The sequence below is a fragment of the Butyrivibrio sp. WCD2001 genome (assembly GCF_000424485.1).
In the GTDB taxonomy this organism is placed as follows: domain Bacteria; phylum Bacillota; class Clostridia; order Lachnospirales; family Lachnospiraceae; genus Butyrivibrio.
On the sequence record NZ_AUJZ01000009.1, the window covers coordinates 1 to 20,993 of the forward strand.

24 protein-coding genes are annotated in these 20,993 nt (G+C 39.2%); 22 read left to right on the top strand and 2 right to left on the bottom strand.

The genetic code is table 11. The annotated features are described in order from the left end of the window. Window positions 1–259: 259 nt before the first annotated feature. On the bottom strand, window positions 260–424 hold the full coding sequence (locus G630_RS24655) for a hypothetical protein (RefSeq protein WP_155831965.1): 165 nt from the start codon (window positions 422–424) through the stop codon (window positions 260–262). Between the two features lie 101 nt (window positions 425–525). Beyond that, on the bottom strand, window positions 526–972 hold the full coding sequence (locus G630_RS0109805) for a helix-turn-helix domain-containing protein (RefSeq protein ID WP_026498457.1): 447 nt from the start codon (window positions 970–972) through the stop codon (window positions 526–528). 323 nt (window positions 973–1,295) lie between these two features. On the opposite strand from G630_RS0109805, the gene G630_RS0109810 reads away from it, so the two are divergent. The 22 genes from G630_RS0109810 (at window position 1,296) to G630_RS0109915 (ending at window position 20,988) form a co-directional block, all read left to right on the top strand. Continuing rightward, entirely contained in the window at window positions 1,296–2,402 is a 1,107-nt protein-coding gene (locus G630_RS0109810) for a DNA cytosine methyltransferase (protein ID WP_026498458.1), read from the top strand. Then, window positions 2,395–3,477: a hypothetical protein gene (locus tag G630_RS0109815; protein ID WP_196805777.1), complete on the top strand. Its 1,083-nt coding sequence runs from the start codon at window positions 2,395–2,397 to the stop codon at window positions 3,475–3,477. The genes G630_RS0109810 and G630_RS0109815 overlap by 8 nt, the downstream gene beginning before the upstream one ends. Window positions 3,478–3,487: 10 nt before the next feature. After that, a complete protein-coding gene (locus tag G630_RS0109820; protein ID WP_196805778.1) occupies window positions 3,488–4,255 on the top strand; it encodes a hypothetical protein in 768 nt (255 codons plus the stop codon). Window positions 4,256–4,377: 122 nt separating this feature from the next. Further along, entirely contained in the window at window positions 4,378–4,725 is a 348-nt protein-coding gene (locus tag G630_RS0109825; RefSeq protein ID WP_026498461.1) for a hypothetical protein, read from the top strand. Between the two features lie 6 nt (window positions 4,726–4,731). After that, entirely contained in the window at window positions 4,732–5,001 is a 270-nt protein-coding gene (locus G630_RS0109830) for a hypothetical protein (RefSeq protein WP_026498462.1), read from the top strand. Then, window positions 4,998–5,645 carry a hypothetical protein gene (locus G630_RS0109835; protein ID WP_026498463.1) on the top strand — a complete coding sequence of 216 codons (648 nt, stop codon included), beginning with the start codon at window positions 4,998–5,000 and terminating at the stop codon, window positions 5,643–5,645. The genes G630_RS0109830 and G630_RS0109835 overlap by 4 nt, the downstream gene beginning before the upstream one ends. After that, window positions 5,605–6,327, top strand: a complete 723-nt coding sequence (locus tag G630_RS0109840; RefSeq protein ID WP_026498464.1) for an FtsK/SpoIIIE domain-containing protein — start codon at window positions 5,605–5,607, stop codon at window positions 6,325–6,327. Before G630_RS0109835 ends, G630_RS0109840 begins: the two co-directional genes overlap by 41 nt. A 63-nt stretch (window positions 6,328–6,390) precedes the next feature. After that, on the top strand, window positions 6,391–7,260 hold the full coding sequence (locus tag G630_RS0109845) for a rolling circle replication-associated protein (protein WP_026498465.1): 870 nt from the start codon (window positions 6,391–6,393) through the stop codon (window positions 7,258–7,260). Then, window positions 7,257–7,457 carry an excisionase gene (locus tag G630_RS0109850; protein ID WP_026498466.1) on the top strand — a complete coding sequence of 67 codons (201 nt, stop codon included), beginning with the start codon at window positions 7,257–7,259 and terminating at the stop codon, window positions 7,455–7,457. Before G630_RS0109845 ends, G630_RS0109850 begins: the two co-directional genes overlap by 4 nt. Window positions 7,458–7,552: 95 nt before the next feature. Then, complete coding sequence (locus G630_RS0109855; protein ID WP_026498467.1) at window positions 7,553–8,752, top strand: site-specific integrase; 1,200 nt, start codon at window positions 7,553–7,555, stop codon at window positions 8,750–8,752. A 161-nt stretch (window positions 8,753–8,913) separates the two neighbouring features. Next, complete coding sequence (locus G630_RS0109860) at window positions 8,914–9,519, top strand: low molecular weight protein-tyrosine-phosphatase (RefSeq protein ID WP_026498468.1); 606 nt, start codon at window positions 8,914–8,916, stop codon at window positions 9,517–9,519. 5 nt (window positions 9,520–9,524) lie between these two features. Further along, the gene (locus G630_RS21400; protein ID WP_022760476.1) at window positions 9,525–10,295 is read left to right on the top strand and encodes a PHP domain-containing protein; all 771 of its coding nucleotides are present in this window, start codon (window positions 9,525–9,527) and stop codon (window positions 10,293–10,295) included. A 146-nt stretch (window positions 10,296–10,441) separates the two neighbouring features. Further along, entirely contained in the window at window positions 10,442–11,872 is a 1,431-nt protein-coding gene (locus G630_RS0109870; protein ID WP_026498469.1) for an APC family permease, read from the top strand. Between the two features lie 227 nt (window positions 11,873–12,099). Beyond that, entirely contained in the window at window positions 12,100–12,576 is a 477-nt protein-coding gene (locus G630_RS0109875) for a DUF2975 domain-containing protein (protein ID WP_026498470.1), read from the top strand. A 14-nt stretch (window positions 12,577–12,590) separates the two neighbouring features. Continuing rightward, entirely contained in the window at window positions 12,591–12,806 is a 216-nt protein-coding gene (locus G630_RS0109880) for a helix-turn-helix domain-containing protein (protein ID WP_026498471.1), read from the top strand. 64 nt (window positions 12,807–12,870) lie between these two features. After that, window positions 12,871–14,466, top strand: a complete 1,596-nt coding sequence (locus tag G630_RS0109885) for a DUF4153 domain-containing protein (protein WP_022760480.1) — start codon at window positions 12,871–12,873, stop codon at window positions 14,464–14,466. A 167-nt stretch (window positions 14,467–14,633) separates the two neighbouring features. Continuing rightward, window positions 14,634–15,200 carry a rubrerythrin gene (gene rbr / locus G630_RS0109890; RefSeq protein WP_022760481.1) on the top strand — a complete coding sequence of 189 codons (567 nt, stop codon included), beginning with the start codon at window positions 14,634–14,636 and terminating at the stop codon, window positions 15,198–15,200. A 35-nt stretch (window positions 15,201–15,235) separates the two neighbouring features. Continuing rightward, window positions 15,236–15,610: a desulfoferrodoxin family protein gene (locus G630_RS0109895; RefSeq protein ID WP_026498472.1), complete on the top strand. Its 375-nt coding sequence runs from the start codon at window positions 15,236–15,238 to the stop codon at window positions 15,608–15,610. Window positions 15,611–15,831: 221 nt separating this feature from the next. Further along, window positions 15,832–17,826, top strand: coding sequence for a 2-isopropylmalate synthase (locus G630_RS0109900; RefSeq protein ID WP_026498473.1), 1,995 nt, complete (start codon window positions 15,832–15,834; stop codon window positions 17,824–17,826). Window positions 17,827–17,881: 55 nt separating this feature from the next. Next, the gene (locus tag G630_RS0109905) at window positions 17,882–18,319 is read left to right on the top strand and encodes an SCP2 sterol-binding domain-containing protein (RefSeq protein WP_026498474.1); all 438 of its coding nucleotides are present in this window, start codon (window positions 17,882–17,884) and stop codon (window positions 18,317–18,319) included. 159 nt (window positions 18,320–18,478) lie between these two features. Continuing rightward, complete coding sequence (locus G630_RS0109910) at window positions 18,479–19,882, top strand: NAD(P)/FAD-dependent oxidoreductase (protein ID WP_022760485.1); 1,404 nt, start codon at window positions 18,479–18,481, stop codon at window positions 19,880–19,882. 35 nt (window positions 19,883–19,917) lie between these two features. Next, a complete protein-coding gene (locus tag G630_RS0109915; protein ID WP_044959091.1) occupies window positions 19,918–20,988 on the top strand; it encodes a peptidylprolyl isomerase in 1,071 nt (356 codons plus the stop codon). Window positions 20,989–20,993 lie beyond the last annotated feature (5 nt).

A 20,993-nucleotide genomic window follows, 5' to 3' on the forward strand; every position in this document is an offset into this window, starting at 1 on the left:
AATTTCATCAAGGTCGATATGTGTTTCTAATAGAGACAGGAAAGCAGGTTTGTCATTTTCAAGTTTATCTTGGCAATCTGCAAAGATATCAGCCAAAGAAAGCTGTTTGTATGGTATCATATATATCAGAATAACTCCTTTCTTGGTGTTGGTCAGTGGTTTCTTGTCAATTCTATTGTACCATATCCGGTGAGGGGTTATTCATTTTTATTGCTAGAAAAATGCCGTATTTATGCGGCTTTTGGCGTTTCGCAAACGCCTAATTTTTATCATAATAGGGGGGATTTATGAATTTTCCCGGAAAAACCACAAGATTGCTGTCTGTCTCTGTTGCCGCAGTCATGGCACCGGTGCAGAGCTGCCGAACAAAAGTATTTTCAAATCCGGCTACCAGCAAAGCTATGTTATGCCTTTTCTTACCCATTCTTTAAATACCTCATTATTGCATCTATGGAAAATAATTTTCTTAATTATATCTTATGAGTAGGAAAAATTACACAATATCTTGAATTAAAGCCCTTCATTTTACCCTGATATTGACAATGTCTGAATTGTCTTATTGGTAGACTCTATTACAGCCTCCTTGGGAATGGGCGGCACATGACCGCTGTTGCTGATATTTTTGGCTATTCTCTTCCTGAACTCAGAAGGTGTTATTCCCTCGCATTCTTTAAAGGCTTTGTTGAAGTTTTGCTGGTTGTTGAAGCCACATTCCAATCCGATGCTCGTTATATCCTTATTCGTATTTACAAGAAGAAATTCAGCGTTGTTTTTTCTGTGAATCTTGACGTATTCAGGGAAGGAGGTCTTAACTATTCCTGAAAATATTCGCGAAATTTTGTAGGGACTTACGCCGAATTCTCTGGAAACAGTCTGCAAAGATATGTTTTCGGTACAATTATTTGCTACATACGATATGACTTCTTCTGTCAGATCATAATCGCTGCTTTGTGTTCGCTCTATTAAATCCATTTTGAATGATTTTATGTACAATGAATTGGTTAAATATCGACCGCGCAAATAAGCGCTTTTTAGCGCATAAGAGAGCATATTCGGAAAGAGAGATTGAATGATACGTATTTTATTCGTCTGCCACGGGAACATATGCAGATGGTGATGTAATACTTATAGTCATTGACGTTGATATAAGCAAGTAGGTATTTTATACCGAAATTATACCTATTGATATTTGAAGACTATCTTGGAAAAAATTGTAACGGCGGTGTGAAGTGTGCCATTTCACCCGCCTATTTTATTTGATATAATTTAATTTAGAAAATTATAGAGGTAAAAAAATGAGTAGTAGATATAAGATTTTTTCTTTCTTTTCAGGAAGTGGTTTTTTGGACTTGGGATTTGAAAAAAATGGGTTTGATATTGAATTTGTAAATGAATTTTCGACATCTTTCATTAATGCTTATAAGTATTCTAGAGAAATGATGAAGCTTAGAAAGCCAAATTATGGCTATAATAATACTGATATCAATGTATATCTAGCCGATCAAGTGGAACTGTTGAGAGGTTATATTTCAGAAGAAAAAAAACAAGGAAATATAGTTGGATTTATTGGTGGACCGCCATGCCCGGATTTTTCTGTGGCTGGCAAGAATAAAGGTCGTAATGGTGATAATGGTAAACTATCATTATCTTATATAAGTGTTATCTCAGAATTTAAGCCGGATTTTTTCCTATTTGAAAATGTTAAAGGGTTATGGCGAACTGCAAGACACAGAGAGTTTTATGAAGAGTTAAAAGAGATACTAAAGAAATCCGGCTATGTTATGACGGAGAGATTGACTAATGCTTTAGAGTATGGTGTACCGCAAGATAGAGATAGAATTTTATTATTTGGTATCAAAAGGACATTAATTGATTCAGATAATATAGATGATTTTCCTTGGGACAAATATCATAAGTATTCAATAGAACAAGTAAAAGCTATAAAGTGGCCGACTAGAAATCCTTTTATAAAGGATAGTGTTACAGAGTGCCCTAACGGAATTCCTAAAGAATTAACTGTACAATATTGGTTTAACAAAAACAAAGTTGAAAACCATATGAATAAAGACGATTTCTTTATTCCTAGGCAAGGGTTGATTAGAATGCAGACAGTTGAAGAAGGCGATGATTCAAAGAAATCATATAAACGTCTACATAGATGGAGATACTCTCCTACTGCGGCATACGGTAATAATGAAGTACATTTACATCCATATAAAGAAAGACGCATTTCTGTTGCTGAAGCTTTAGCTATTCAATCATTACCAAAAGATTTTTGTTTACCTAAAGAAATGACATTAACAGATAAATTCAAAACTGTTGGTAATGGTGTTCCTTATGTTATGAGTAGTGGTGTTGCTAAGACCATTTATGACTATTTAGAGGAAAATCTGAATGAATAAGATAACAGGTTATAATTTGGCATCATTTATCAATCAACTCCCAAAGAACCGATCATATAATTATATAAATCCAAAGAACAAGGGACTTATAAAAATTCTAGATGTAAAATTGCCTGATGGTCCGATTTCAATTAAAAGATGGATTCCGGCAAAGGGAGAAAATGAAAATACCGCAAAGGTTGAAACTATATCAAGAGAAATGATTTGGAGAGTGGCAAATGCATTTTCGGAAAATGCACCTATCAATATTGATAGAATACTAGGTGCTAGTTATAATACTCGATCAGTTCTTGAGACGCTGGTTGCCCTTACTCCGGAGTTTTATTACTGTTATCCTGGCCGGATTAAAGATATAGCCGGAAATACTGAGGTTGAGCATGGTCATAAGCATATATTATGGAAACCTAGCGAGCCTCATGAGAATGGAGTTTTGGTTGAGGCTGAAACTGAAGTAGCAATATCTGAAATACCAATGGCTTCTGCTGTATATGATTCACTATATGTGCCGGATACTATTATTGAAGGTGGACTGACTATAGAAATTGCTAGACGGCATACTCAGATTCAAATAGCATTATATCTTATAGGGCTACAATTAGGCTTCAGGACTTGGATTGCACAAAATGATAAAGGCATAAAATATAATGATATACCACTTGTTGAACATGACGGTATAGTTAAGGAATTGAATAACGAGAATATTGTAGCACCCTATCAAGGTGCTGTTGATGCTGGACTTTTTATTGATTGTATTTGGTTTAAAAATGGTAGACTTATGCCGGCGGTGCTTGAGGTGGAACATACTACTGGTGTTACTAGCGGATTGACGAGAATGCTTAATTTTGCTCAGAAAATTCCACCAATAAAGACAAGATATGTAATAGTTGCGCCAGATGAAGACCGGGATCATGTGGTACAGGAAGCGAATAAGGAAATATTTAGAGAACTAGATGCTCGCTATTTCCCTTATAGTGCTGTTGAAGAACTATTTGCAATATGTCAGAAAAGACATCTTCATGGGGTGACAGAGGAATTCCTCGATTGTTATATGGAGAAAGTTGTTGTGTCAGGGTAAGGTGATGGATTTGAGTGAAAACTATTTATTTGAAGGTAAGGAATATCGCCATTACATAACGCACAAAGGTATTATTCTCGGACTTGATAAGCATATAGATTTTGAATATCCTGATGCTCTTTTTGGAATAAGGGTAATTAACGAAAGTGATAACGTAAAAAACATTATGTCAAAGGCTTTCGGAAAATATCATCCCATTTCTAAGATGTGTGCCAAGTGGGACAAAGAAAATTGGGCTAAAATAGACAAGTGTAATGGCTTATATTTGCGAATCCTTTTGGATGCTATTACTGCTTTTTCAGGAGATACAATTGGTCAAATTGCTACTCAGTTGTCCGAAACCGATTTTTTCTCTTGGGCAAATAAAAAGTATAATAATAAGTCTTTTGCTGCTCCATATAAAGCTATTTATGATGATATAGATAAAAGCAGAAATTATGCAGGCACTAAAGTTATTAATAGTATGCGGAAACTAGATGAATTCTATCTTATATGTGCTAGATATGGATTTGACATTAGTATTTTAAGAAATGGAATTGGGGTTTACTATAGTTTTGAAGGTCAAAATGAATATATTGATTTTGAACGAATAGTCAATATCTTTATATCTTCTGAGGAGCGAGACATAAAGGCGTTCTATTCTAAATTAAATAATGTATCCCAGAATAAAATTAAAGAAATACCTGTCTTTATTGCTCAACGAGATACAATAATAGATAGTGCACAAGAGAAAGCGTTGAATGATTTTCTAAATATACTGATGGAGGAAGCGGAATAATCCGCTTCCTTTTTTATTATCGATTATTTGGTTATCGATATACGGTGTCAAAAAGCGGACCTATACTTAAGGTACAGTATACAAGTTTCAGATGGGACGCCGTCTGAGGAAGGAGGAAAAGCGTGTTTAAAAGAAAAAAGATTAATGCAAAAACAATTTTTGAAACATTACCCAGCTGTATTAAGGATCTAATTATACAATACAGTACCGAAAGCATTGCTAGCCCCAATTCGGTATCTTTTTTAGTACAAAACACAGCAGATGTAGAGCGTTGTGCTTTTGAAATATGTAATAAAACAATTGAATATTTGAGGAAGAATTTTTATCCGACAGATATTCTTGTTGATTTATGTGATGATGGCAAAGGCTTGGTTTATATCGTGGTTCGATATTGCCGTGACGGTGCTGATAAAAAATATCTGCAAGGTGTTAGTTCAATTAATCGATTTGACAACATAAATAGGAGGTAAAAATACATGATGAACATAATGCTTGTGTGTCTAACTTCTGGGAATAAAAAGAATGGAAAAGGAATGTGGTACAAAGCTACATTAAAGGCACATAATTCGGAAGGAAAGCCGATATCAAAGGAGTTTTTTATATCAACTGAGGCTGGCGAGCAGATGGTTAAGGATGGTCTTTTTGAAGATACACCTATTTCGGTATCACTTGGGTTTGATGATTATTTTAATCCAATTATTACCGGAATAAGCAGAGCATCAAATAATAAGGCGGTAAAAGAATGAACATAGTTTTTATTATTGCTATTGCCCTGGCTCCTTTTGGAGCCTTGGCACTAGCGGTTGTTATTATCAAAAGAATACATAATTGCACTTACGATAGTGCTATTTGGTTTGTTTCAGAGATGTGTAAAGATCTTATTTATAGTCGATCACAGTCATGGCTTCACAATTCTTATTTTCCTTTAATGCTTAAGGAAGATATTATGAACCTTCTTCCAGATGATACCAAAAAGCAATGGGAAGGAGTCTTGCAAATGAATTCAACTGTTGCTGAAGAAGCTGGTGTGATGGAAGGAGTTGCATATTATAAATTTGCTATTCCATGGATCGACGATAACAAATCTTCATATGATAAGTTGATAAAAATGTTAGGAAAGCGGTGCCTTACAAATATGCATTGTACTATAACGGATGTTGATATAAGTTACTTGGAATGGATAATTTCAGGATATCGAATGTGCATGGTTCGATATGCTCGTACTGCTTCTGAGCAGGATTCATTTAGAAAGATACAGGTGAATTCGGAATTGAATGCTATAGGTAATTCTGCCATAGAAGTACATGACGACGAATTAGATGAAAAGTTAAAGGCCTTTGGAGAAAGAAATGAGTACGATAAAAATCGGATACAGGATAATAGGGAATAGTAGTATTGCTTTTTCATTCAATTTGGAGAAATATCCGCACCTATTGATTGTCGGGGCTTCTGGTTCAGGTAAAAGCTATGAGACCACATATCTTCTATCGTCTCTTTTTGAGACAGATTGCGAAGTTTTTTGCTTGGATTTTAAGAATTCTGGCGATTATGATTTCGTTGACTCGTCACATTTAAGCTACGGTAAAGATTGTATTGATATGCTTGATAAATTCTATGGAAGATTTATTGAGATAAAAGAAAAAAATTTATCAGATAAGATTGTCTGCGTATTTGACGAATACGCCGCTTTTCTTATATGGTTAACGTCTTTTGATAAGAAGCTAGCCAAGAAGGCTATGGATCAAGTTGCGGAGATATTGATGATGGGCAGAAGAATTGGGAAAAATGGTGGTGCATATATGTGGACAATATTACAAAAGCCAAATGCTGAATATTTTGGTAATGCACGTGAAAACTACTTCGTAAAAATCGTTATGGGTGAAGTATCGAGATCAATAAGAACCATGCTTGAGATAGATGAGGTTGAAATCCCGCAAGAACATATATCTCGAACAGGACATGGCATTGTAATGATTGATGATTGTATCTATGCATTTATAGCGCCAACGTATGATGTTTGGCTCATGAACGCTATGCTGACAGCGAAGCGAAAGCGGAGCTGGAAAGCATAGCGGGAATGTTGCCTTACTTGATATAGGCAACATTTCTCTATATCAGATACGGAGGTCAATACAATGAGATTTAATTTGAAATGTGTTAAATATAACGATACTGTTACAATTTCCGTCTTCGATGATTTGGTGGGATTCGATGATGGATATGCTCGTCCACCTAATCCTAATATATCAAAAGAAAAGAAGAATGTTGTTATAGAACCGTTCACAAATACAGAAGTAACTGTAATCGAGAGTGACGAAGATATATTTTATAAAAAACAGGATAGTTTACGGAAATCGGTACAGAGGTCAAAAAGAAATGTATTAACAATAATACGGTCTATGAATTTAGAAAATGCTCTTTTCGTCACATTGACTTTCGATAATGCCAAAGTCAATAGAAGCGATTTTTCGAAGTGTTGTTCAAAAACAAGGATATGGTTGCAAAATCAAAGAAAAAATATTGGGGCTGATAATTTATCATTTCTATGCGTGCCAGAACTACATAGTGACCTATCTTCCTGGCATATGCATTGTATCTTGTGCGATTATGGCGACTTATCGTTGGTAGATAGTAATCATAAAGATAAGACCGGGAAAACGATATATAACATAGAGAGTTGGAAGTATGGCTTTAGTACAGCAATTAAAATTGAAACCGATTCAATGACATCCATAAAACTTGCTAAATATGTCACTAAGTATTTTACCAAGGAAAGCGCAATGATAGCGCATAATCGACATAGATATTTTTCTTCACAGAACATACCCAAACCTATAGTTAAAACATGGAATGTTGAGTGTGAACAAGAAAAAGAAGCAATTATAAAAAGTATTTATGATGAAGGTTTTCAACCAATATCTGAAAGTCATTATGATGGATTCGTGGGAATTGATTATATTGAAGCGGTTAAAATGAAAAATAGTAGGAAGGAGGCAGATATATGAGGCAAGAAATCCCAATCTATGTTAAATACTCGTTGAACATTGAAGAAGCTGCCACCTACTTCGGAATAGGAATTAAAAAAATATATGCAATCATTCGAGATAATCCTAATGCAGATTTCTTGTTAGAGGTTGGCTCGCACTACAGAATAAAAAGGGTTTTGTTTGAGGAGTTTTTAAACAACCAAACTGCTATATAGTGAAAACTTAAGTAAAACTCTATAGTTAAGAAGGCTATCGGATGATATACTATTAGTCATCCAAGGTAGTCTTCTTTTCTGAAAGGAGACAAAAAATGAGCATAAAAAGGAGAGATAAAAGAGGACGAATTTTACACAATGGCGAGATGCAGATGCCTGATGGGCGATATAGATTCAAGTATGTTGATTCGAACGGATTAGAGAAGGTTGTCTACAGTTGGAGGCTCGATCATAATGATCCGACACCTTTAGGAAAAAGGCGCACTCTTTCACTTCGTGAACTTGAAAAGCAGATTCAAGCAGATTTGTTTGATCATATTGTTTCTAATGGTGGAAATCTGACAGTTCTAAAACTTGTCGAGAAATATATAGCCACAAAAACAGGAGTAAGACCAACAACTCAAGCGGGTTATAATACTGTTGTTAATGTGCTAAAAAGAGATGCTTTTGGAAGAAAAAGGATTGATACTGTTAGATTGTCAGATGCAAAAACATGGTTAATAAAGCTTCAGCAGAAGGATGGACGTAGTTATAGTTCTATTCATTCTATTAGAGGCGTGCTTAGACCAGCTTTTCAGCTTGCTGTAGATGATGATCTTATTCGTAAAAATCCATTTTCGTTTCAACTTGTGGATGTGGTTATCAATGATAGTGCTCGTCGTGAAGCTATAACAAGGGATGAAGAACGAAGATTCCTAAAATTTGTTAAAGAGGATAAGCACTTTAGCAGATACTATGAAGGTATCTATATTTTATTCAAAACTGGAATGCGTATTTCTGAATTTTGCGGTCTTACGATCAAAGACATAGATTTCAATGAACATAGTATCAATATAGATCATCAGTTGCAAAAGAAATCTAAAATTGGATATTATATCGAAGAGACTAAGACAGATAGCGGTACAAGAGTTCTGCCAATGAAGCAAGACGTTGAGGAATGCTTTAGAAAAATCATTGCTAATAGAAAGCCACCAAAGATTGAACCTATGGTTGATGGATATTCTGGTTTCCTATACTTTGATAAAGATGGAAGCATAACCTATTCTCTTCATTGGGAACATTACTTTAAGCATATAGTTGAAAAGTACAATAGCATTTATAAGGTACAAATGCCTGATGTTACACCCCATGTATGTAGACATACTTATTGTTCTAATATGGCAAAATCTGGAATGAACCCAAAGACACTTCAATATCTCATGGGGCATTCAGATATAAGTGTAACGCTAAATGTCTATGCACATGTAGGTTTTGAAGATGCCAAAGAAGAAATCGCCAGAATGAATGTTGTGTAAAAATGTCCATATTTGCAGAAAAATTGAAGGTATAAATTGAAAAGATTTATACCTTTCTTTATACCTTTTGAAGGAAATAATATGCCATTTTATGGTTATTATATGCCGTGATAAAAGGTATAAAAATCTAAAAAAACATAGTAAACATGAGGTTTTAGAATATGATTCGTATACTATTCGTCTGCCACGGCAACATATGCCGTTCCACCATGGCAGAATTTATTATGAAGGATATTGTCCGCAGGCAGCATTTAAGTGACTGTTTTCATATTGAGTCCTCAGCCACTCACACAGATGAGATATGGAATGGTCAGGGGAGCCCGGTTTATCCGCCTGCTAAGGCGAAACTTCGTGAGCACGGAATAGGAACTCCGGATAATGAACTGGGAGTGTCTGAGAAAAGAGCAAGACTTACTTCAAGGGCTGATTATGGCAAATTTGACTTTATCATCGGTATGGACAGCGCCAATATCAGAGATTTGAAGCGGCTTTTCAATAATGATCCTGAGGGTAAAGTATATAAGATGCTTGATTTTGCCGACAGGAGCGGAGATGTGTCTGATCCGTGGTATACCGGTAATTTTGATGATACCTGGAGGGACTGCTCAGAGGGCTGCCATGGACTTTTCAGAGAGATTCTTATGAATCCTGAGTATGCGAAAGTACTTGGCAATAGCGTAGGTTCGGAAGATAATAATGTATATGATTATGATGACGATCAGGACTATGACTTGGGACTGATTCACGATGATTTTCCGAGAGGATAAAATATATGGAATACCTTTACGAAACACACCTGCATACGATGGAGGCAAGTGCCTGTTCAATTACGCCGGCCGGTGACTACATTGAATACATGATGGACCTTGGCTACAGCGGTCTTATTGTTACCGACCACTTTTTTAACGGAAACAGCTGCATACCAAGGGTTCTGCCCTGGGAGAACAGGGTGGAGCAGTATTGCAGCGGCTATGAGCACGCGCTGGATGCTGCCGATGGGCTTGATTTCACGGTTATGTTTGGCATTGAATTCAACTTTGAGGGCGACGAATACCTTCTTTACGGAGTTGATAAAAACTGGCTCCTTGAGAATGAAGACATCATGGAGAAATCAAGAAAAGAGGTCTACGATCTCGTCCATCAGGCCGGCGGAATCATGATACAGGCGCATCCTTATAGAGAAAGGGGCTATTTGTCTGCTATTCATCTGACGCCTTCCGTTTGCGACGGAGCGGAGATTTATAACTCCAACAACCCTGACTGGCAGAATGCTCTTGGCTATCTATTTGCAAAAGAACACAATTTTCTTATGTCAGCCGGATCCGACATTCATTCCTTCCCGCAGCTTTCCATGGGAGCGATGAGTTTTCCTTACAAAATAAATAACATTGATGAATATGTTAAGGCTTTTATGGCGGGTGACGGAACACCGATGATTAGAATCAATCCCGAGTCAAAGGATACCAAATTTGTACCGGTTGAGAGTTCAGCTGCTCAAACAACTTTTTCCAAGGAGCATACGCTTCCTGTGATAATGCATTAATCGTCTGTTTTTATTCAATATCAACCATTTTTGAAACTAGGTGATGACATTTTTATAATTCGGGTGTAAACTTGAAAAGTTGCACTCAAAACGAATCTGTTTTTGCAAACGAAAGATTTATGAATTTTTAGGAGGTAGTTAGAGAAATGGATTCAAAACGTATGAAATGGACCACTTTGGCGTTCATGGCCTTCTCTACGGTGTGGGGCTTTGGTAACGTATTAAATGGTTTCGTTTACTTCAATGGTATTCAGGTTATCTTCAGCTGGATACTAATGTTTGCACTTTATTTTGTTCCCTATGCACTTATGGTCGGTGAGCTTGGCTCCGCTTTCAAAACATCAGGCGGAGGAGTAAGCTCATGGATACTCAGTACAACAGGTCCCAAGGTTGCTTATTACGCGGGTTGGACCTACTGGGCATGCCATATCACTTATATTGCGTCAAAGTCATCAGGCGGTCTTAAGGCTCTTAGCTGGGCTATTTTCCGAAACGGTGAGACATACGACACATTCCCGACACTTGCTGTTCAGCTTGTGACTTTTGCAATTCTTCTTCTTTTCTGCTTTGTTGCATCAAGAGGTCTTAATCCTCTTAAGAAGCTTGCAACAATTGCTGGAACAAGTATGTTTGTGATGTCTATTCTTTATATCCTTATGATGTTTGCAGCTCCGGCAATCAATCCGAATGCTGGCTTTGTGTCAATGGACTTTGGGATGAAAAATCTTATCCCTCAGTTTGATGTTAAATACTTCACATCACTTTCAATCCTTGTATTTGCTGTTGGCGGATGCGAGAAGATTTCTCCTTATGTAAACAAGGTTGAGAATCCCAGCAAAGGGTTCCCCAGATCCATGATCACACTTGCTATCATGGTAGTTGTATGCGCTATTCTCGGAACTATTTCAATGGGTATGATGTTCGACCCTGCTGAGATCAACGCATCTGCAGAGAGTTTTAATGCTTACAATTCAAACGGAAGCTACTGGGCATTCCAGAAGCTTGGCAATTACTATCATGTAGGTGATCTTCTTCTTATCATCTATGCTGTATGCAACATGATAGGCCAGCTCTCAACTCTTGTTATCAGTATTGATGCACCTCTTCGTATGCTTCTTGATAACGAGGATGCAAGAGAGTTCATCCCTTCAGGTCTTCTTAAGAAAAATGATGCCGGTGCGTATGTAAACGGAATCAAGATGGTTGCAGTTCTTTCAGGATCAATCATTCTTATTCAGTCATTTGTACCCGGTGCGGCAGCAGTACTTAAGCAGCTTACAAAGCTCAATTCTGTATGTATGCCTCTTCGTTATCTCTGGGTGTTCTTTGCGTATATGGCACTTAGAAAAGCAGGTGATAAGTTCCCCGCTGAGTATAGATTCGTCAAGAACCAGGGTGTTGCAGTTTTCTTTGGAGCATGGTGCTTTATCGTGACTGCAGCAAGCTGCATTCTCGGTATGTATGATACAGATCCTTTTACCTTTGCACTTAATGTAATCACTCCTCTTGTGCTTACCGCACTCGGAGTTGTGCTTCCCATTATTGCAAAGAATGAGAAAAAGACAGGGAACAAATAAAGGACAAAAAGCTGTATAAAATATTTGGCAGTTACGCTGCGCATGGCTCTTTTAGCGGGTCATGCGCAGTTTTTTTATCCATTTTTATAGGCTTGGTTTGTTTCTGTGGTGAAATTCTATTTATCGTAAAACGATAAAAAATTATTGACTCTCAAAAATGACTGTGATATAACGAAAATATCTTAAGATTATTTATATGCGCATGAAAAGGAGTGAGACCGGTAATAATGAGCGACCGCTTAAATGTTTATTTCAAGAAGTTTTTGGATATCAGTCTTGTTGTTGGAATTATCATGGAGATTGCAGTGCCGTTCGGACTAAAAAAGGCAGTGGAGATCACCATGACGGTTCTCGGAGATACGACTGAATATGCAGAAATTATGGACCATTACATCTTTGCAATAATTTCCATAATGCTTGCCGGTGGGCTGGCACTACTCATTCTTTTTGAACTCAGAAAGATGATGAAAACGGTTATCGAGGACAATTGTTTTATCAGGGAGAATGTTGAAAGCCTGTCGAGAATGGGGAATTATGCATTTGCGATTGCGGTGGTAAAAATCCTCAGGAATTTTATCTACTTCACACCTGCTTCCTTAGTGACTGCAGCGGTATTTCTTTTTGCGGGAATACTCAGCAAGGTTCTGGCAAAGGTTTTTGACAGGGCAGTCAGCTACAAGGAAGAGAACGATCTGACGATCTAAGGATGGAGGAAGAGATGGCAATCGTTATAAATTTGGATGTGATGATGGCGAAGCGGAAGATAGGCCTCACAGAGCTGGCCGGGAAGGTTGATATAACTCTGGCGAACCTATCAATACTGAAAAACAACAAAGCAAAAGCAGTGCGGCTTCAGACGCTTGATGCGATATGCAGAGAGCTGGATTGTCAGCCGGGAGATATTCTCGAATTCATCCCGGATGAGGATACTTGAATTTAATGACCGCAAATAAAATGTGATTTGCTATTATGGCATTTCACAAAAAGGAGGAATCACCATGGAAAGACCAATAAATGGGGGATTATCACAGGAGAATGGTGTGGAGCAGGCATGCCTGGCCGAGACCGCTGTGGGAGCTGCATGTTATGTGCAGGATGCCGTTCAGACTAAGGCTAAGGGAGATGCAGTTTCTTTTAAAAAGTATGGAGCGTTGGCTGTAATTTTTTCAATTCTGCATACCTTCTGCCTTTATGGAAATACTTCAGGAATTACATATCCGTTTTTTATGGCAGGCACACTTATACTTATTGCATTTGCCAGAAAAAGCGACGGTTTGTCACTTTTTAAAGACAGAGACGGGAAAAGCGCTCTTAACTTATTTTACATAATTTCGTTAATGCTCTTATCAATTTCAAAGTGCACCACTGCAAATGAGTCCCTTTTATTTGTTGATGGATTTGCCATATTCCTTTTGATGTTCAGCTTTATGACACATTTGTACGCTGATACTAAGCAGTGGGATATTATCAGTAATCTTATCGGAATATTGTTAGTGGTTGTGTCACCTTTAACTAATCTGCCTGATCCGGTGTTGGACTGCGTTGAGTGTTTCAAGGTGGGCGGAGCTAAGGTTAGCTCAAAGAATAAGCAGAACCTGATAGCAGTACTTGCCGGAATCTGTGTTGCAGTTCCGCTTCTTTCAATTGTGCTTGCACTTCTTGCTTCCGCGGATGCAATTTTCTCTGATGTTCTTGGTAAAGTGTTTGGGCTTTTCAAGCTTCCTGATAATTTCTGGGATGTGATCGGAATACTCTGGATGCTTGCCTGGACTCTCTGGCTCTTTTATACAGTTGCTAAGGTGCTTACCAAGAAGGGTGTTACTGTAGAGAATAAGAATTGCGGATATAACGCAATCGTGGCCATCACCTTTTCAAGCCTTCTTGCGATTGTATATCTGCTTTTCAGTGTGATACAGATTGTGTTCCTCTTCATGGGAAATATGACACTCCCCGCAAAATATACTTTTGCAGAATATGCACACGAGGGCTTCTATCAGCTGCTTGCAGTAAGTGTGCTCAACCTTGCAATTGTCACTGTGTGTAAGAAGCTCTTTTCAGAAAATAATGTCCTTAAGGCGATTCTGACTCTGATTGGTGTTTGTACTTATATAATGATAGCTTCAAGTGCATTCAGAATGTTTATGTATATAGAAGCTTACCACCTTACTTTCCTCAGAGTGTTTGTATTATGGTTTCTTGCAGTGCTTGCGATTTGCCTGTTGTTCTTGATTATCGGACTGTATAATGACAACTTCCCGGTATTTAAGTGCTGCATGATAGCGATGACTGCGATGTATATTGTGTTCGTTTTTGCTAACCCTGATTACCATGTTGCAAAGTATGACCTTGCATACATGAAAACCTCAGGCGGCACAGACTCAGTGGGAAGATACGAGAGCTCAATGACAAGATACCTTACTGAAGAAATATCCGAGGATGCTGTTCCGGCCTATGTCGGAAACGAAGAGTTGCTGAAACTGTACGAGACCGGACTTAGTGATAAGCGCGGCTACTACGAGAAGGATTATAAGGAGATAAGGAAGTTCAATTTCTCCAGATACAGAGCGTGGAAGATACTGTATAGTGGGAAATGATATAGCAAAATAATGTCAAGAAAACATTTTGACACATATAATCTAGATTTGATTATTTTACGATATTGCGACAAATATTTTTATAAAAATCTAATAAATTATAGCGGTAGATTATGCTATTATTAGAAATGTAGGAATCAAATAATATTGGGAAGGAGATGGATAAAATGGCAGAAAACAACAAGTGGAGATGCAGAGCTGATGATTTAAAGGGAACTCAGACAGAGAAAAATCTTCAGGCGGCTTTTGCAGGAGAATCTGAAGCAAGAAACAAATATACATTCTTTGCTTCGAAGGCTAAGAAGGATGGCTTTGTTCAGATTTCCAATATCTTTGCGGAGACAGCTGCAAACGAAAAGGAGCATGCTGAAATCTGGTACAAGATACTGACAGGAATTGGGAGCACTATTGAAAATCTGAGGGAAGCTGCAGAAGGCGAAGCCTATGAATGGCAGGAGATGTATCCGTCTTTCGCTAAGACAGCCAGAGAAGAAGGCTTTGATGAGATAGCAGAACTCTTCGAGGGCGTAGCAGCAATAGAAAAAGAGCACGAAGAGCGTTACAAGAAGCTTCTTAAGAATATTGAAGACAAGCTTGTTTTCTCTCGCGATGGCGATTGTATTTGGCAGTGCGGAAACTGCGGTCATATCGTAATCGGTCCTTCCGCTCCGGAGGTATGTCCTGTATGTAACCATCCTCAGGCTTATTTCCAGATAAAAGCTGAGAATTATTAATGTTTCTAAAATACATGATATAAAAGGAGGTTTTTATGAACATTTTCAAGTGCGAAAAATGCGGTAGTATGGTGATTAAAATCAATGATGCTGCGTGCACGCCAGTTTGCTGCGGTGATCCTATGACAGCTCTCGTTCCCGGAACTTCTGACGGCGCTCATGAGAAGCACGTTCCGGTAGTCGAAGTTGGTGGAAATAAGGTAACCGTTAAGGTTGGAGAAGTTGAGCATCCTATGATGGACGCCCATTATATTCAGTACATCTGGCTTGAGACCGATAAAGGCTACATGCAGAAAAACCTCACTCCTTCCGACAAGCCTGTTGCTGAGTTTGTTCTTGCAGATGGCGAGAAGGCAGTTGCTGCTTATGAGTACTGCAATCTCCATGGACTTTGGAAAGCAGATATTTAATAATCGAAGTGTTACATTAAAATAAATCAAGAAAACTGATTAAATCCGTCACTATTAAAATTTCATACAAGTGCTAAAATAAAAATCATCAATATTAGTTGATGATTTTTATTTTTGTGTCGATAACAATATAGAATCCGATTAATTCCACTACAAACAGGTAGAGTGATTGTAATAAATCGACTGAAAATACTGAATATTTTATAACCAGGAGGAGCATTATGAAGAACTACGAGAAGTATCAGAGACAGTATTTCATGCCACCCAAGGCTACCTATGATTGGGTGAAAAAAGATTACGTTGACAAGCCGCCGGTCTGGTGCAGCGTTGACCTTCGCGACGGTAACCAGGCACTTATAGAGCCCATGAGCCTTGATGAGAAACTTGAGTTTTTCACAATGCTTGTAAATCTTGGTTTTAAGGAGATTGAGATAGGATTTCCCGCAGCGTCTGAGACAGAGTTTGAGTTTGCGAGAACTCTTATTGAAAAGAACATGATTCCGGATGATGTAACCGTTCAGGTTCTTACGCAGGCGAGAGAGCACATCATCAAGAGAACCTTTGAGGCTGTAAAGGGTGCGCCCAGAGCGATCATCCATCTTTACAATTCCACATCCGTAGCTCAGAGAGAGCAGGTTTTCAAAAAGAATAAAGAAGATGTTAAGCAGATAGCTGTAGATGGTGCAAAGCTTCTTGACAAGCTTGCAAAGGAGACAAAGGGTAACTTCTCATTTGAGTATTCACCAGAGAGTTTCCCCGGAACAGAGGTTGACTATGCGGTCGAAGTCTGCAATGCAGTGCTCGATGTATGGAAGCCCAAGAAGGAAAATAAGGTTATCATCAATATTCCTACAACCGTAGAGATTGCTATGCCTCACGTATTTGCAACTCAGGTTGAGTATATTCACAGAAATCTTAAGTACCGCGATGCGGTAACGCTTTCTCTTCACCCGCACAATGACAGAGGTTCGGGAATCAGTGATGCTGAGCTTGGATGTCTTGCAGGTGCTGACAGAATAGAAGGAACACTTTTTGGAAACGGTGAGAGAACAGGTAATGTTGATATCGTTACACTTGCTCTTAACATGTATTCGCACGGCGTTGATCCGAAGCTTGACTTCAGCAACATAAATGAGATCGGCGAGACTTATGAGCGTCTTACAAGAATGCGCATTTTCGAGAGACAGCCTTATGCAGGACAGCTTGTATTTACAGCATTTTCAGGATCTCATCAGGATGCTATCAGCAAGGGCTTCTCATGGCACGAAGCAGGAAAAGACAAAGGAATCTGGACCGTTCCTTATCTTCCTATTGACCCCAAGGATCTTGGAAGAGAGTACGACGGCGATGTTATCAGAATTAACTCTCAGTCCGGAAAGGGCGGCGTAAGCTACATATTAAAGAACAACTACGGCATGATGGTTCCGAGAGAGATGCAGGCAGACATCAGCTACACAATAAAGGATGTTTCCGACAGAGAGCATGCTGAGCTTGCACCCGGAAGAATCTATCAGATATTTGAAGACAAATATGTTCACAACGATTCTGTATTCAGAGTTGCAGACTGTCACTTCAAGCAGACAAACGGTATCCTTGCAGAGGTTACACTTGCTCATGCAGGAAAAGAGCATATAGTTGAGGCTAACGGAAACGGACGTCTTGATGCTGTAAGTAATGCTTTCAAACAGTACTTCAACATCAGCTATGAGCTTTCTGTTTATGAGGAGCATGCGCTTAGCCGCGGTTCTTCATCCAAGGCTGTAACCTATGTTGGTATCACAAGCAACGGCAAGAAATTCTGGGGAGTTGGCATTGACGAGGATATCATCAAATCATCCGTGAGCGCTCTTACAATTGCCGTCAACCAGCTTGACGAAGTAAAGGCAAGCACAGATGCGAAGGATGAGAGAATCAGTGCAATTCTCAATTACATCCAGGAGAATTACCTGACAGTGACACTTGATGATCTTTCAAAAGAGTTTTATTTATCAAAGCCGTATCTTTCAAAATATATCAAGGAAAAATCCGGCATGACCTTCGGAGAGAACGTTAAAAAGATTCGTCTTAAAAAGGCAAGCATTCTTTTAAAGAACGGAAACATGAAGGTTGAGAGAGTCGCTGAAGCGGCAGGTTATCAGAACGTTGAGCACTTTAACAGGCTCTTCAAGAAAAAGTACGGAATGACTCCTGTGCAGTATCGTAGCAACAGTAGGTAATTTTGTGATATAATAACAATGTTTTGAAAAAGTTTTTTATGAAGTGGAGGAGAAAATGACTTACGAAGAAGTAGTAGCAAAGGTAAAAGATGCACTTAAGGATGTTGATGTCAGCGATGTTAAAGAGCATGCTGCTTACCAGTTCAATATTTCCGGTGAGGGCGAAGGCGCTTTCTATGTTGAGATCGATAACGGTAAGCTGAATGTTGAGCCTTATGAGTATTTTGATCGTGACATTCTTGTGTATACATCAGCTGCTGATCTTATGGACATTCTTGACGGCAAGACAGATTTTGTTAATGCGCATCTTTCAGGAAAAATCAGTGCTGAGGGCGATCTCAGAAAGGCAGAGCTCTTAAAGGACTTTGGTAAGAAGGCTCCTGCAAAGAAGACTCCTGCCAAGAAGGCTCCTGCAAAGAAAGCAGCAACAAAGAAGCCTGCTGCAAAGAAAACTACAGCTAAAAAGGCTCCGGCTAAAAAAGCTACCAAATAATTTTCAGACGGTAACTTTTTAAAAAACATGTGATCAAACGGACTAATGGCTGCTACAGTTTTGTGGCAGCCATTCTTATCCCTATGCCTTCCCCCACTGGAGGAAGGTGTCAACGTTAGCTGACGGATGAGGGGAAATGTATTTTAGAAAGGTTTTTTTATGACAAACAAAGAAGTAGACGTACTCATAATTGGTGCGGGGCCCGGCGGAATTTTCTGCGCTTACGAGCTCATTGAAAAGCGCCCGGATTTAAAAGTAATGATTATTGAAAAGGGCAGATCCATTGAAAAAAGAGAGTGCCCCAAGAGAAAAACAGGAAAGTGTATGGGATGCAAACCCTGCTCTATAACCACAGGCTTCGCCGGAGCAGGTGCTTTTTCCGATGGAAAATTATCTCTTTCACCTGATGTAGGTGGAACGCTTCCCGACATTCTTGGTTATGACGAGGCAACGGCTCTCATCAAGGAATCTGATGACATATATCTGAAATTCGGTGCAGATAAGAGTGTATACGGCATAGATAAGGCTGAGGAGATTCGCGAGATCAGAAGGAAGGCGATCAATGCCAACCTTAAACTCGTAGAGTGTCCCATCAGACATCTCGGCACCGAGGAAGGCTATAAGATTTATAAGAAGCTCCAGGAGCACCTTGAGGAAAAAGGCGTGGAGCTTGTGTTCAATACAATGGTTGAAGAGATCCTTGTGGAAGACGGCATTGCCACCGGTGTAAAGACTCATGACGGCACCGTTGTAAATGCAAAGGAAATCGTATCGGCAGTTGGACGTGAGGGCGCTGACTGGTTTCATTCAGTGTGCGATAAGATCGGCATTGAGACCAAGCCCGGAACGGTTGATGTGGGCGTCCGCGTCGAAGTCAGAGATGAGGTTATGCAATTTTTGAATGAAAATCTGTATGAGGCTAAGCTCATCTTCCACACACCTACCTTTGATGACAAAGTCAGAACCTTCTGTACCAATCCTTCCGGAGAGGTTGCGACTGAGTATTATGAGGGCGGACTTGCGGTAGTAAACGGACATGCTTATAAGAGCAGTGATTACAAGACAGACAATACCAACTTTGCGCTGCTTGTTTCCAAGAATTTCACCAAGCCCTTCAAGACTCCTATTGAATATGGAAGGAAAATTGCGGAGCTTGCAAATATGCTTTGCGACGGCAAAATTCTTGTTCAGACTTACGGAGATTTCAGAAGAGGCAGAAGAACAACCGATGAGAGACTTGCAAGAAACAACCTGATTCCCACACTTAAGGATGCGGTTCCCGGAGATCTTTCTCTTGTTTTCCCGCACAGAATCATGGTTGACCTTGATGAAATGATTCAGGCGCTTGATAAGGTCACTCCCGGAATTGCCTCCGAAGAGACACTACTTTACGGTGTTGAGGTTAAGTTCTATTCCAACAAGGTAATCGTGAACAAGGACTTTGAGACCAGCATCGGACACCTTCGTGCAATCGGTGACGGAGCCGGAATAACAAGAGGCCTTCAGCAGGCTAGTGCTAACGGACTTAAAGTGGCAAGGAGTATTCTTAATAAACTTAAATGATGCGAAAAGTCGTGACCGGAGATAACAGAAATATTATGAAAAACAGAATATACAGAATCCGGAAAACTGCTGTGGCAATTGCGATGGCTGCGGCTATGACCTTTTCACTGACAGGATGCGCTGCCCTTGATAATACCAGAGTTGTATTTACCACAGGTTTTAAGGAAAATGAGCTCTTCAGAATAGAGGACAAATCATGCCTGGAGTCTGAGTTTTTGGTGTACCTTTATAATTCTCAGAAGACTTATGAAAAAGGCTTTGGCAGTGAAATCTGGAATGTGAACATAGGCAACGGCAGCATGGAGAGCTATGTTAAGGATAAGTGCCTTGTTGCAATATCTCAGATAAAAGCAATGAATCTTCTCGCTTTGGAGAAAGGAATTGAACTCACGGAATCCGAAATCAGTACTGCAGCAGTGGCCGCTTCCGAGTATTTATCTTCACTCAGCGATGATGAAAAGAAGATGATGGGAGATATAGACGAAGCGACTTTGACGGCGATGTACACAGAGTATGCCACCGCGGATAAGCTCTATAACTACATTATAAGAGACATCAATCCCGAGATAAGTGACGACGAAGCCAGAACCATTACGGTTGAGCAGATAGTGCTTAATACCTGGAAGCTTGATTCCAAGGGAGATAAAATTCCGCTCGAGGGCGCTGAGAAGGAAGCGGTCAGAAACACCGCACTTCAGATACAAAGAGAACTGGGAGAGGGAACAGACTTCAGCGTTCTCATGGAAAAATATAATGAGGCTGAGGAGGGAACTGTTTCCATAGGTAAGGGCGATGTGGATTCCGAAATTGAGACTGCAGCGTTTAACCTTGATAACGGAGAGATAAGCGGGGTAATTGAAGCTCAGGATTCATACGTTATATTGAAATGTATAAGTACCTTCAACAGGGAAGAAACAGAGGCCAACAAGGTAAGGATTGTTGAGGAGAGAAAGCGGGAAGTATTTGGACAGCAGTATGATGCTTTTGCATCGGATCTTTCAAAGATACTTAACCAGGGCTTGTACGATAAAATTCATATAGCAGAAACATCCGATGGCGGTGGCAGCGATTTTTTCGATATCTATCGCAAACATTTTTCTGAATGAAACGT